This window comes from Rickettsiella grylli (assembly GCF_000168295.1).
In the GTDB taxonomy this organism is placed as follows: domain Bacteria; phylum Pseudomonadota; class Gammaproteobacteria; order Diplorickettsiales; family Diplorickettsiaceae; genus Aquirickettsiella; species Aquirickettsiella grylli.
This window is the reverse complement of the sequence record NZ_AAQJ02000001.1, coordinates 167,707-181,935: the sequence shown is the minus strand read 5'-3', so window position 1 is coordinate 181,935 and position 14,229 is coordinate 167,707. Positions and strand designations below refer to the sequence as shown.

12 protein-coding genes are annotated in these 14,229 nt (G+C 37.4%); 3 read left to right on the top strand and 9 right to left on the bottom strand.

Annotated elements, in window-relative coordinates:
• The first annotated feature begins 48 nt into the window (after positions 1 to 48).
• Positions 49 to 258, top strand: coding sequence for a CsbD family protein (locus RICGR_RS00865; RefSeq protein ID WP_006035401.1), 210 nt, complete (start codon positions 49 to 51; stop codon positions 256 to 258).
• A gap of 63 nt (positions 259 to 321) precedes the next feature.
• Here the strand turns inward: RICGR_RS00865 and rsmA are convergent, their stop codons facing one another.
• The 9 genes from rsmA to RICGR_RS00820 all read right to left on the bottom strand — a co-directional run bounded on the left by rsmA (position 322) and on the right by RICGR_RS00820 (position 12,717).
• Entirely contained in the window at positions 322 to 1,131 is an 810-nt protein-coding gene (gene rsmA, locus RICGR_RS00860; protein ID WP_006034715.1) for a 16S rRNA (adenine(1518)-N(6)/adenine(1519)-N(6))-dimethyltransferase RsmA, read from the bottom strand.
• A gap of 6 nt (positions 1,132 to 1,137) precedes the next feature.
• Positions 1,138 to 2,298, bottom strand: a complete 1,161-nt coding sequence (locus RICGR_RS00855; RefSeq protein ID WP_006035454.1) for a dihydrolipoamide acetyltransferase family protein — start codon at positions 2,296 to 2,298, stop codon at positions 1,138 to 1,140.
• Positions 2,295 to 3,278 (bottom strand): alpha-ketoacid dehydrogenase subunit beta, encoded by a 984-nt coding sequence (locus RICGR_RS00850; RefSeq protein ID WP_006035235.1) that lies wholly within the window; start codon positions 3,276 to 3,278, stop codon positions 2,295 to 2,297. Before RICGR_RS00850 ends, RICGR_RS00855 begins: the two co-directional genes overlap by 4 nt.
• Positions 3,271 to 4,365 carry a pyruvate dehydrogenase (acetyl-transferring) E1 component subunit alpha gene (gene pdhA, locus RICGR_RS00845; protein ID WP_006035952.1) on the bottom strand — a complete coding sequence of 365 codons (1,095 nt, stop codon included), beginning with the start codon at positions 4,363 to 4,365 and terminating at the stop codon, positions 3,271 to 3,273. The genes RICGR_RS00850 and pdhA overlap by 8 nt, the downstream gene beginning before the upstream one ends.
• Before the next feature lie 44 nt (positions 4,366 to 4,409).
• A complete protein-coding gene (locus RICGR_RS00840) occupies positions 4,410 to 5,453 on the bottom strand; it encodes a Glu/Leu/Phe/Val dehydrogenase family protein (protein WP_006035013.1) in 1,044 nt (347 codons plus the stop codon).
• Positions 5,454 to 5,637: 184 nt separating this feature from the next.
• A complete protein-coding gene (locus tag RICGR_RS00835) occupies positions 5,638 to 6,837 on the bottom strand; it encodes a multifunctional CCA addition/repair protein (protein ID WP_006035810.1) in 1,200 nt (399 codons plus the stop codon).
• A 92-nt stretch (positions 6,838 to 6,929) separates the two neighbouring features.
• On the bottom strand, positions 6,930 to 9,110 hold the full coding sequence (locus RICGR_RS00830) for a hypothetical protein (protein WP_006035520.1): 2,181 nt from the start codon (positions 9,108 to 9,110) through the stop codon (positions 6,930 to 6,932).
• A gap of 77 nt (positions 9,111 to 9,187) precedes the next feature.
• Positions 9,188 to 11,107 carry a glycoside hydrolase gene (locus RICGR_RS00825; protein ID WP_006034933.1) on the bottom strand — a complete coding sequence of 640 codons (1,920 nt, stop codon included), beginning with the start codon at positions 11,105 to 11,107 and terminating at the stop codon, positions 9,188 to 9,190.
• 14 nt (positions 11,108 to 11,121) lie between these two features.
• Positions 11,122 to 12,717 carry an FAD-dependent monooxygenase gene (locus RICGR_RS00820; protein ID WP_006035482.1) on the bottom strand — a complete coding sequence of 532 codons (1,596 nt, stop codon included), beginning with the start codon at positions 12,715 to 12,717 and terminating at the stop codon, positions 11,122 to 11,124.
• Positions 12,718 to 12,808: 91 nt separating this feature from the next.
• Between RICGR_RS00820 and asd the strand changes: the two genes are divergently transcribed.
• Both asd and RICGR_RS00810 read left to right on the top strand, forming a co-directional pair.
• Entirely contained in the window at positions 12,809 to 13,645 is an 837-nt protein-coding gene (gene asd / locus RICGR_RS00815; RefSeq protein ID WP_006034772.1) for an archaetidylserine decarboxylase, read from the top strand.
• Positions 13,646 to 13,706: 61 nt separating this feature from the next.
• The gene (locus tag RICGR_RS00810; RefSeq protein ID WP_006034986.1) at positions 13,707 to 14,204 is read left to right on the top strand and encodes an acyl-CoA thioesterase; all 498 of its coding nucleotides are present in this window, start codon (positions 13,707 to 13,709) and stop codon (positions 14,202 to 14,204) included.
• Positions 14,205 to 14,229 lie beyond the last annotated feature (25 nt).

Genomic DNA, 14,229 nt, shown 5'->3' with positions numbered 1-14,229 from the left:
ATAAAAAATGATCGTGGCTTTTTAATTTTTATCTCAAGGAGAGTAACGATGAATTCTGAAGAGCTTAAAGGGAAATGGAATCAGATCAAAGGCCAACTCCGCGAAAAATGGGCAAAATTAACTGCGGATGATTGGGAACAATTACATGGCGATAAAGAAAAATTAATTGGAAAAATTCAAGAGCGTTACGGTATTAGTAAAGAACAAGCTCAAAGGGAGCTACATGAATTTTTAAATAAGCATAAAGACCATCACTAATTTCTATTTAAATCAATCCCATTTCATTTTTTTGAGCTGGGATTGGTTATTTTTAACAAAACGTTAATTATTTTTTTCGAGTTCGTTTTTGATTATCACAAAATTAGCTAATTTAACATAATCATTGACTGCCAATTGCTCGGGCCGCACACTTGAACGAATACCTAGTTGTTCGAAATCGTGTTCTTGCAAGCAATACGATAGATTATTACGTAACATTTTTCGTCGATGATTAAATGCATTTTTAACGATTTCTGCAAATAGTAACGACGATTTGGCTTTGTGGGGCAATTTTCGATAAGGTATTAGCCGAATCACAGCAGAATCTACTTTGGGTGGTGGTCGAAAAGCGCCTGGTTTTACATTAAACAATTTTTCAACCTGACAATAATATTGAATCATGACACTCAAGCGGCCATAACTGGATTGTCCGGGCTGTGCGTTAATTCTGTCAGCGACTTCTTTTTGCAGCATAAAATGCATGTCTTGAATGTTACTCACGTGATTAATACAATGAAACAATAGAGGCGTCGAAATATTGTAAGGAAGATTTCCTACCACACGCCATCGACATTTAATTTTTGTTAACGTACGAAAATCAACGTTTAACACATCCCCTTGGAGAATCATGAATTCGCCCAAGCCTACGCATTTTTCCTCTAATAAAGGAATGAGATTTTTATCCAGTTCGATTGCTATTAAATAGTGAACAAGAGGTACGAGTTGTTCGGTTAAAGCGCCCAAACCAGGACCTATCTCAATCATAGAATCCGTTTTTTTGGGTGCTATCGCGTGTATAATTTTGTCAATAATCGTGCGTTCATGCAGAAAATGTTGACCAAATCGTTTACGTGTTTTGAATGATAAGCTCATTTCAATTCACGCAGCTTGTAAATCAATCAATAAAGCTGACAAAAATCGGGCAGCCTCACCTCCTGTAATCACCCGATGATCCACCGTTAATGACAAAGGCAATTGTTTATGGGTGCTGATTTTCCCTTGCAGAGAAACAACTTTTTCATTCATTCGTCCAACGGCTAAAATAGCCACCAAAGGCGGAATAATAATCGGTGTGGCATAACGGCCTGCAAAAATGCCTATATTAGAAAGTACGAAGGTTGGCCCTATTAACGCATCCGGTGAAATCGTACGATTTTTTACTTCAGCTTTCAATTTATCAATTGTTTTTCTGAGATTAACAGCACTTTCTTGTGCAATATTTTTTATAACGGGAACAAATAAACCCTCCGGCGCATCCATTGCAATCCCTAAATCAATCTGATGATGCTGACGTAATGCGAACTGTGATTCATCAAACCATGCATTCAGTCGCGGTTCACGTTGACAAGCCGTCATAATCGCACGAATAAGTCGTAAGGTAATATCCGTTTTTTCTGGCCAAGCATGGATATCCGCATCGTCAACGAGGGTTACAGGTACAATAGAGTGATGCGATTGTTTCATGACGATTGCCATTGTGCGACGAACACCACGCAACGGTTCATAACCGGGGTCGCCTACATTCGCTGATGAAACGTTTTGATCCGATTTTTCTTTGATTTTTCTTTCAATATCATCGACAAGAATCTGTCCATCCGGACCTGTTCCTTTTACGTCATTTAAGTTAATTTTAAATTTTTTTGCTAATGCCCGAATAGCAGGCGTTGCTTTAATGACTTTTAAGTGTGACCCCGATTGTTGTTTCGTATGGCTCGAAAGGGATTCTTCAAGAATGGTGTCTCTCTGTTGCAAATGACCAACCACCGTCGCTTGATTTTTTTCAACGTTTTTTTTTGTTTTTGAACTTTCCTCGCCTATATCAATTAAGGCATCTCCTGTTTTAATAATATCCCCCACTTGACCATAAAGTTGAGTCACCCTGCCGCCAAAAGGCGCAGGAATATCCACCACTGCCTTTGCAGTTTCCATCGCAACCATCGGTTCCCCGATGTTAATCCAATCATTACGCTTCACGTACCATTCTCGAATTTCTGCATCAGGCAAGCCCTCACCTAGATCAGGTAAATGAAACGTCGTCATGTAAACTCCACGGTTTGCTCAACCACATTATAAATTCGCGTTACGCTGGGTAAATAGTATTCTTCTAACTGTGCATAAGGAACCGTTACATCATAACCAGTCACGCGCTGTAACGGTGCTTGTAAAAAAAGAAACGCTTTTTCGCTCAATTGAGCAACAATCTCTGCGCCTACACCACAATAACGTGCTGCCTCATGGATCACGATACATCGTCCTGTTTTTTCTATAGATGCTAAAAGTGTATTAATATCTAATGGTTTAATCGTAGCGACGTCAATAACTTCGGCGTGCAATCCTTTTTCTTGGTGTAATTTATTCGCAACGAGTAAAGTCTCATGTAACATGGCCCCCCAACTAATCAACGTTATTGCATCCCCTTCTCTTAAAATAAAACTTTGATTTAAGGGTAACGCTTTTCCTGTATCGGGGACTTTTTGCTTGTTTAAACGATAAAGTCGTGTGGGCTCGAGGAAAATTACCGGGTCAGGATCACGAATCGAAGCTAATAATAAACCATAAGCGCGTGCCGGCGAGGAAGGGATCACCACACGTAACCCAGGAATATGTGCATAGAGTGCTTCAGTGCTTTCAGAGTGATGTTCAGGCGCATGAATACCCGCGCCATAAGGCATACGAAATACTAAAGGACAATGCAATCGCCCACGCGTGCGATTACGAAACCGAGCCGCGTGATTGATAATGTGATTCAGCGCAGGATAACTAAATCCCATAAATTGAAATTCAGCAACCGGTTTTAAACCTTGTGTTGCCATACCGATGGTAAGACCCGCTATCATGGACTCTGCCAAAGGTGTATCTAAAACACGATCTTCACCAAATTTTTTAAACAATTCCGCCGTTGCTCTAAATACTCCGCCATTTTGCCCAATATCTTCACCCAATAAAACAACGTCTCTATCAACCGACATTTCATAGGCTAACGCTTGTGTAATCGCTTCGATTAACGATATTTCAGACATTGACGCGATCCTTGTTTAACAGCATTAATAGTGCTTCCGCTTCAACGCGTTGTTCGATTAAATCCTGAGATAATTGAGCGTAATGATAATCAAACATATCCGTCACCGCAGGTTTTGGTAAAGAAAGATAGTCCGTTACAGCATTTTCAATGTGTTCTTTGCATTCTTTTTTAAATTTTTCTTCAGCCGCGTCAGACCACATTTTTTGATTCATTAAATAATTTTTCAAACGTTTTAAAGGTTCTTTTTGCCACGCGTCGTGCAATTCTTCTTCGCGACGATAACGGCTGGAATCATCCGCTGTGGTGTGATCACTGAGTCGATAACTTAAGGCTTCAATAAGACTCGGGCCCTGTCCTTCACGTGCTTTGGCCAACGCTCTATCCATCACCCATTTCACGGCAATTAAATCGTTTCCATCAATCTGTTCACCCTGTATTCCTGCAGCAATCGCTTTTTGTGCTAACGTTTGTGCATGAGATTGTTTTTTTCGTGGCATAGAAATAGCCCATTGATTATTATTAATCACAATGACGAGCGGCAACTTCCAAACACCGGCAATATTTAATGCTTCATAAAAATCGCCTTCAGAAGTCGCCCCATCACCACAGGTTGTGACCACCACTCTTTTTTGTTTGCGTAGTTTAAAAGCAGTCGCGACGCCTGCGGCGTGTAATAATTGGGTTGCTATCGGAACGCAGATAGGGAAATCGAAATAACATTCACTAAAATGATTCGCCCATTCATTTCCTTTCCAAAAACTAAGAATTTCACTCATTTTTACACCGCGCATCAATTGCGCACCATAATCCCGATAGAAAGGGCATAAAACGTCTTCTTTATGCATACTCGCCCCTATTCCAACAGAAATAGCTTCTTGTCCGAGTATCGACGCATACGTGTTTAGTCTCCCTGTTCTTTGTAAAGCAATCGCCTTCTCATCAAAAAGACGAATCAGTAACATTTGTTGATATAATGTTAACAATTCATGAACGTGATGTGTAAACTCAGGTAAATTTTGCTGAACGTTGCCTTCAGGATCCAGAAAACCAGTATACTGAATAGCAAACTTCGCAATCTCGTTCATAGTGGACCTCTTTTAGTAAATGTCATCCTTAACCTCATTTACTTTTACAGTTGATTTAATCTTGCTTCAGCCAAACGGTCGGCAACCTCGCTCGGTAATTTATTTTCCTCATCGGCACATTTAAATATCCCCAAAAGCGTACTATAAATAGTTCGTATCTGTTGCGCGACATGTTCCCGATTCAAACGATTTTGATATTCCGCATAAGCGTAAATTAATCCGCCTGAATTAATCACATAATCAGGCGCGTATAAAATATTTTTTTTATGTAATAAATCTGCATGACGAGGCTCAGCTAATTGATTATTAGCCGCACCCGCGACAATGGCTGTATTGAGTTTGGCAATCACTTCGTCATTTAAAATACCCCCTAAAGCACAAGGAGAAAAAACATCGCAGTGAACCGCATAAATATCGTTAGGATCCACAAGTGTAGCCCGTAAATCTTTTGCGTAACGTTCTATTAATGACGTATTGTTATCACAAATGGTTAAACGCGCCCCTTTTTTTTGTAATGCGTTCGCTAAAGCAAACCCCACATGCCCAACGCCTTGGATAGCAATATGGATACCTTCTAAATTATCACGGTGAAGTTTAAACTTAACCGCTGCTTCGATGCCATACAGTACGCTTAAGGCAGTATACGGTGCAGGATTGCCTTTATGCTTAGATGTCGTGACCACATAGGGCGTTTCAAGCGCAATGCTATCCATATCTTCAATTACAACACCACTATCCATCGCGATAATGTAACGTCCCTTTAACTCATTCACAAAACGACCCAATGAGCGAAAATAAGCGGTGCGATCAGAAATGGATTGGGGCCGCATTAATACCGTTTTACCACCTCCCAACGGTAAATTGGCTAATGCTGCTTTATAACTCATTCCCTGCGCTAAACGTAACGCATCACAGATAGCAAGATTAATAGAAGTATATTCAATAAAACGGCAGCCACCTAAAGCGGGACCTAAACGCGTACTATGTATTGCTACGATGGCACACAGTTGATGAATCTCATCAATTTTAAAAAAAAGCTCGCCAAAGCCAAGTTTTTTTGCATAGCTTAATAACGCATCACTTAACATAAATAAACGCAGAATCCTTAAATAGCAATCGAGTCCTTGGTAATCGTTAATTTATTAGACCAGGTCCCATAAAAAATGCTTATGCGCGGACGTTCCACATTCTAAGAGAGTCTGCTAGCGGTTGCAATGACTACTTTAGTCTAGCCAATCAAAGAAGAGCGACTATTTTCTTGTAACAGAAGATTTATACTGTTTGCAAAAAATCTGATAACGCTTGAATACGATGTTCACGTAATTTTTTTCCTAATGCTGCGCCCATTAATCCTGATTTTTTTAACTCGCTGGCGGATATTTTTTTAACGATTTCAACTGCCGCTAATACTCTCTCTCGTTGTAAATAAACACGGTGATCTAATCCCGAATACGCTCGAAAGTCTGCCTCACACACTAATAAAAACTGATCTAAACAGGATGATTGCTTCAATGCATTCGTTTTCTCGAGTAAATGATACAGTGAGGATGCCTCCAACGCTAACGCACGGTGACAAAGCAAATGATAGGCAGCAGCCATCATCGCCAAGGAAGCATACGCATGAGGAATACGATAACGTTGGCATAAGCTTCGTATTTTTTGAACCCCTTTTTGGGTTTCTTCGTTTGCTACACCCTTCCCTAAATCACATAATAATGCGGCAAAACGTACTTCTGGATCAGAAGTCAATAGAACTGCTTTTTCTAAAACCGATAAATAATGAGGGGGTGATAATTGCTGACTGTGAACCTTTATAGATGCGTCGTGTGTGTGTAATTCGTATAACTCAGGAAATAAAACCGCTAACGCACCACAATCCTCTAATGTTTTAATGAACGCCTGAGGTGAAGGCTCAGTAAGCGCAATAGAAAATTCTTGCCAAACACGTTCAGGCACTAAAGCGTGTACTTCTCCCATAGAAACCATCATTTTCATAAGCGCCATCGTTTCTTTCGCGACACGAAAACCGAAGGAGGAAAATCGCGCCATAAAACGAGCGACACGTAAAATACGGACGGGATCTTCACTAAAAGCAGGTGAAACATGGCGCAATAATTTATTTTCAATGTCTTTTTGTCCCTGAAAAGGATCAATAATTTCACCGTTGTTTGTTTGTGCCAGCGCATTAATCGTCAAATCTCGTCGTTTCAAATCTTCTTCTAAAGTAACATCCGGTGCGGCATAGCAAGAAAAACCTTTATAGCCTGGTCCAATTTTTCGCTCTGTGCGTGCTAAAGCATATTCTTCGTGCGTTTGAGGATGAAGAAATACCGGAAAATCTTTACCAATCAAACGAAATCCTTGTTTGAGCATTTCAGCTGGACTTGCACCCACCACAACATAGTCACGTTCTTTTATGGGGAAGCCTAATAATTGATCACGTACTGCACCACCGACTAAATAAATTTCCAAAATAACTTCCTTCAACATATTAACAATGAATAAAAAACAAATAACAAAATAGACGAAACGAGGCTATTTGCCAAACTCAATAATGATTTCAGTCAAGCCACCTTTACATCTATGTGAGGTGATTTTATTTCAGATATTGTTTTAGTTTTTAATTTTTTACTAAAAAACGGAAAATAATCTATTTCTTTAAGTAAACGTGTCGTTGATCGTTTTTCTAATGGGGCCGGCTTCATTATGGGCGTGCTCAACCGTTTAATTTCAAGACTTAAAAGCGTTGCTAAATATAAAAGTTTTTTATTCGTTTGTTCTAAAATTTCTAATTTATTATCTAAATTTTTAGCCATTTCAAACCGATTACACTGTCTATGATGAAGATGGTATGTAATAAGATTAGCAAAACCATTTAAAATCATTAATGGTAAAAAAATGAGCTTGAAAGGGAAGGTACAGGATTGAATGAAGAAATGGAGTCCCCACTTATTTTGAGTAATGATTTGCTGACTCAGACTATAACCATAAAAACTACCGCCAGAAAGAGCGAAAAAACGATTCACTATTTTTTTGATACGCATCGTTGTGGAGGATTCGGCAGGTATTTTATCGGGATCACCTCCCTTAAAAATATTTTTTTTCAAATATGTATCAAATAGATCATAAAATTTATCATGCGCACAAATTAATTTGTTTTGTTTAAAAAAATTTTTAAATTCTGATTCTAAAAAACTAATATTATCTTTCAAATATTCAAATTTTTTCCATTTTTCTAATTGAATAACTCGTTCTTTTCCATATTTATCCTTATAGTGATATTCACATTTTTCATTCATTCGAGTTAAGATAGTTCGCTGATAAAATGCTTCTCGCGATAAGAATTCAAAAAAATGATTCATCAAAAAAATACTTGAAAAAATTAAAATCAAAAGACCCATTGCAATCGGAGAAGAAAAAATAAGGGCTAAATGAGCAGCGCCTAAAACAGTGAAGCAGCTATGAATCGCCCACGTCAGCAAATAGGTATAAAGCACCACGCCGGACAGATTAATGGTTAACGAAGCCACAAACTGTGTTTTCGGATATACTTCGAATAAGTATCGAAAAAGTGTAGACTGTTCTATGCTAAAGGACGGGCAATAAATGGGATCAAAATTTTTTTGAATCGCTAAAATAGACTTTAAAAACGCATTAAGATTTAATTTTTTCCTGGATAAATCAAAAACTATTTCGTGAATTAATTTAAATTCATATTTGTTTTTTTCTTCATTCAGTATCTCTTTTTTTATAATTTCGCGCACTTCATCCGCTTCCTCTCGGTTGATTTGGAAGGGAATTATTGTATTTTTTTTAATCAAAAAAACAAAATGAATACCCAAATAACCGATTAAGGATATACCTAACATTAAAAAAATAATAGGGTAGGTATAAACGGATAAAGAAAAAAATACAAATAAGAGGCTCACCCAATTTAATAGGCTAGCATGGCTAATAAAACCCGTCCATAGTAAACAAAAAAATTTTGTTATTTTACTTTTAATTACAAATTGGTTGATTCTTTCCCAAATAGAAATTGCAGGATACATTCCAACTAAATCTTCCTGTAAAAAAAAATCGGGTATTTCTTTAGAATTATCCTTGAGATATTTTTTTATTTTCTTTTGCGTAGTCGTATCATTGAGATCAAGCGCGTTCAATGTTATAAATTGGTTATAAAATGTATTCCAATCTAAATGGGCTATCGCTTCTGCATTCCATTTATCAATCCCTTCTTGTTTTAATAAGGTTGTCACTAATTGGGCCAGTCTTTTTTTTTCTACGCGAATAGATTTTTTCGTTAATTTTTTAATGACACATTTTTTTTCTAATTCTTTGATAATGATAGCATTTAATTTTTTTTCGAGGTCCAGATATATTTTCTTATGGAGAATAAGTCTGCTATTTTTTCTATCGTCAACAACCCATGGATTCGTTTTATTCTTGGAGAACATGAATAGGCGTTCGTTATATTTTTTTATTAAATAAAATCGTTTACAGGCTAAATTTTCATCGTAAAATTTTATAACGTTGCCCGCATGATTAAAGTCATGAAGAGAAATTAAATAATTCCAATCATTACTTTTACATTTTTTATAGTCATTGAAAAAATTCTTAGAGAAAATAATAAACCATGGGAAAACGGTGGTATCATTTAACTGCTCAACGACAACCTTTTTCCGCATGAAATCAGGAATTTTTTTAATAACCTCATAAATTAAACTAAATCTACTATGGTTGTCCATTTAGTATTTTTTGTTCTTTGAGTAAACTTAAAATAACGTAGAGTAAATGAGATACTCAAAAAAATCTAGCTCAAAAACTAATTTTTTAGACAAAAGAGGGAACCGCTACCATCTTCTTTCCATTCGGATCGGATACAATAAGGTTCTATATTTTCATAAATTCTATCCGAAAAATTGGCTGTTAATGTTAATCGATTTCCAAACTGGGTTTGTTGAACTAAATGATCTTCTGTGAGCCATTCAAACAGGGTCAATGGTTCGATACCTGCCATTTGATGAAGCGGAGAAAAAAAATTATAATAATCCATAAAATATTTTTTATTTTTTTGTAACGTTTCTTGATTCAGCGCCCAAATAGGCGGAACATTATAAAGACTTTGTAGCAACATTTTAACTTTTCGCGCCGCAGGAATTTTTAATTCATTCAACTCCAACCGATCGGTGCTAATCACTGCGTCATGGAATACGGCCTCATAGAGTGGTAATCGGTAGCGTGGATTGTATACTGCACGAAGAAATTCCGAAGAAGCATTATAAATTTGAAATAAAATCGTGGGCGTATTATCCTGGGAGCGCCACGCTCCAAAATGCTTTTTATCCTGAGAAACAAACCAAAAAATTTCTGGAAATGTTAAAAACGCGCCATTATTGTAAGCGATTATTGAATTTGCCCAGGATAATCCGGTTTCAGAACCTAATACTACTTTTTCATCACTACAAATAAACCGCATCCGCTCTAACCGATTATTTAAATCTTGGTCGCGCGTCATGGGATGATGTCGTGAATAATCATTATACAGCGGATAAGCTGCATCACTACTTAAATAAATTGCATTGCCCCCTTTCTCCAACACGTTATCGATTTGTTTTTCAATGTTTTTTTCTCTTGGCTCTCTTAACCGAAGTGCTTCAGAGCTTAAATAACAACCCTGATTTTCGAATCCGGTGAGAATGGTTCCATTAAAATTTCGAATACACGCTTCTGGACGTAAATGATTAAGCAAAACTGAACTTATACTCAATGAATTTTTTGAATCTTGTGCGCTATCAAAACGAACAGAAGGCCCTATTAAATAACCTCGACTTTCAGCACTATTAATATAGTTCTTTTCAATATTAAAAGGCATCTTGACAGAACTCGGACTTCTCTCATAATTAATTAAGGCATGCTTAATACCACATTGCTCAAGTTGATCTAACATACTTAACGCTTTACCATCCCCCCATACCCAAATATGAAAAGCGCCCAATAGTTTATTGACATTCGCATTTTCGAGTATTTTTTGTTTAAGAGAAACAAATTTATTTTGATTGATCAGTAAGTTGCGATAATCAATCGCAGGGCTTATGGGTGAATCGCCTGCTAAATGAATGAATACCGTATATTCTGGAAATTGCGATCGTTTTAAAAATTGATGCTCATTCATCACATAAAGTTTCGCTTGTTTTTCGTGCACTTGCACATCCGTATCCACATCGGAATCATCCCAAATATAACTGACATAATTTCCATTTGCATATTCTATTGCCCAAAACGGAATACTTAAGGACAAGCTTGGAAATTTTTTAAATTCTTTTCGCCAAAAAGAATCATTATTAGGAATATATAATCCTTCTCCATCCGGAAGAATTAATGCTTTTGCAGAGGGGGTTAAACCGGCCATCGGCCATTGAAAAATTTGCTCTTTATTCGTTTTAAAGGAAAATTTTAAACCGTGTTCGTCAACACGAACGTTAACTTCTATTTTAAGATGAGGGTAATACCATTGTGCGCTCTTATTATCGATTTTAAGATCGCTGACCTTATCGAATACAATCGCTTTAGTGGTTAGATTAAGGATTGATGACGTGTCAGAGCGATATAAAATACTTAACGTTTCCGGATCAATCGTAAATTCACCTCTTTTTGCTTTCAATGTCAGATTTTCTTTAGCCGATACTATTGCAATATGCAATACCATCACTAAAAAAATAGGCAAAAATTTTTTAAATGACATTTAAAAATACCACGCTAAATTAAATTTTTATTAAGAAAACGACTTAGATAATGTTCTACCTGTAAATAATGATCGGAGTTCACTCGAAATCCTACATAACCGTCCGGTCTTATGACATAGATAGCAGAAGAAACCACACCATAACGTTTAAAAAGTAGTTTATTCGCAGAAGATAAACGAAACGCATGGACACCGACTAAATCTTCATAATCTTTTACAACAAAATTTATTTTTTTCAAACACATTTCGGATTTTTTTTGGGTATAAAAAAAAAGCACATTAAATGGTTTATGCCTGAGCAATAAAAATAAAGAGGTCGTATTCACTGGCGCATTCGGCGCCCGATACCCTGGGGAAGGACCTGATTTAAACGATGGATATTCTGCCTCGTTGATCTCAATAGTGAACTCATTTTGAGAATAATGAATATTGAGCTGCGATATAAACCGAAATACACGTTTCTCTAAATTTTTTTTTGAAAAAAGAAATCGAATAACAAAAGGTAATAACCCATTTTGAAGCTGACGGACGATAAAACCTTTGGCTGTGAGAAAAGAAAAAAATCGATCCGTTGTTTTTAATAAAATTTTTCCAATAGGATGTCGTTCTGTCTCGTAGGTGGCTAACAGTTTAATGTCTGTATTTTTCTTTACTACGAAAGCGAGCTTCCATGCTAAATTAGTCGCGTCTTGTAAACCTGTATTCATTCCTTGACCACCGACGGGACTATGGATATGCGCAGCATCCCCTACCAGAAAAACTCTGTTTTGATAATATCGGCTAACACCACGATGATGCAACCGAAAATGGGATATCCACATGGGATTCAGAAATTTAACCGGTGCTTGGATTAACGTACGCGCCCATTTTTCCAGCGCATGCACGCTCGGCCTTTCTGGTTTAGCTTCGTTGCACGATGTCGAACGTTTTGCAAGCATCATTCGACTTATTCTTTTTGTTAGTGGAATGTGTACTACTATTCCTTTTTTCTCTAGAAAAAAAATAAATTTATTTCGTGGATAAGACCATTCAATCGTAGCATCTACTAAATAAAAGGATTGAGCATAGGTATTCCCTTCAAACGAAAAATTTAAACTCTGACGCACATCACTCTGCGCTCCATCACACCCGATACTATACGCGCAAACAATTTTCTCTCTACTTCCTGTGACATTGTTTTTGATCGTCGCACAAACCCTTTGATGCGTTTGAGTCAATGTCACTAACTCTTTTTGACGCTCGATGGTTACCCCGTGTTGTTCTAAAAATTCAATAAAAATACGTTCTGTTTCCGATTGCGGAAGAAAATAAACGGAAGGAAATGGAGTATCCTGATGTTTAAATTGATCGAAATGGACGTCGATTTGCTTTTTACCGTTAATAAAAAAGACAACATCTATCGTAGAACGTGCACATTTAAGAAATTCATCAACAAAACCCAAATTTTGAAATATTTCCATTGATTTGGCTTGGATGGCGAAAGCACGCGATTCGTGTACTCGATCGCTTTGTTTATCTATAATTCTGAACTGAATACCAAACCGTAACAACTGACAAGCCATCATCAGACCACTAGGCCCTGCTCCAATAATCAAGACGTCGGTATCCATAAAAAAACTATAGTTCAGACTTTCCCGAATTAAAATGACCAGGCTATAATGGTCAAATATTTCACTCGTTACTCTGCTGAAGGAGAATTATTTGCACATCCGCTGTCAATCGTTTCTGCCCCAACACAGCCTCTCGCGCTTCGCTGGGCGAATAGCCAATTGTAAACAACGTTGGATAAAAAACACATTAATTCATGGGTTTATACGTCATTATAACGTTGATATGACGCTCGCTGTGGAAGAAAATCCGCATCGTTATGTTCATTTTAATCATTTTTTTACACGCGCCTTAAAACCCGAAATGCGACCCATCTCAAATAATACACGAGATATTGTTTCTCCTGTTGATGGGACAATAAGCCAAATCGGCGACATTCGAAAAAACCAACTTATCCAAGCCAAAAAAATAAACTTTAACTTACAGGAATTATTAGGGGGGGTAACAAAAATAGCGACACCCTTTCAAGGCGGAAAATTTGCCACATTTTATCTGGCGCCTCAGGATTATCATCGTGTCCATATCCCCTATGGAGGTGAATTAAAAGAAATGGTTTATGTTCCAGGATGTTTATTTTCAGTCGATGATCACACTACAAAAAAACTACCTAATTTATTTGTTCGAAATGAACGTGTCATCATTTTATTCTCCACCCCCGTTGGCCCAATGGCCGTTATCCTTATCGGCGCTATGCTGGTTGGAAATATTCATATTACCTGGGAAGGGAATATAATCCCTGCAACGAAAAGACATATTTATCATTGGCATTATTTAGATAACAAGATTTCCTTCTCTAAAGGACAAGAAATAGGACAGTTTCAACTCGGTTCTACTGTTATTATTTTGTTCTCAGCACATCGTATAACCTGGTTAACTGAATTATTAGGAAGAAAAGTAATCTATGGTCAAAAAATTGGTTTTACCTTATAAAGTGTGTTTACACTTTATAAGCGTTATAATAACATTTTTTGGTGATAAACGATGAGGACTCATGTCTATACCACAAGAAAAAACAGTTTCAGCTTCAGCGGTACATGATCATACCTATAAAATTTTTCCGAATGATTTGAACTCAACAGAAACGGTTTTCGGAGGTTTAGTCATGTCAACGCTCGACAGAGTGGCGTCTGTGGTTGCCGAAAGGCATAGTCAACGACCGTGTGTCACTGCATCGGTTGATGCGATGCATTTTTTACAACCTGCAACGCGTGGCGATATTCTCATATTCCAAGCGGCCATTAATCGGAGTTGGACAAGTTCAATGGAAATTGGCGTACGGGTTCTTGCTGAAGATTATCGTACAGGGACTCGACGCCATATCGTCTCCGCCTATTTTACTTTTGTAGGCACAGATGAACATGGGCGCCCTTCTAAAGTCCCGCGCGTTATCCCTGAAACAGCTGATGAAATAAGACGCTATGAAGAAGCAGGGAAACGGCGTGAACAACGTTATCGGGAATCCAGAAAACAGGTCAACAATAAAAATTAACTACGCTTAAAACTGATTTTAATAA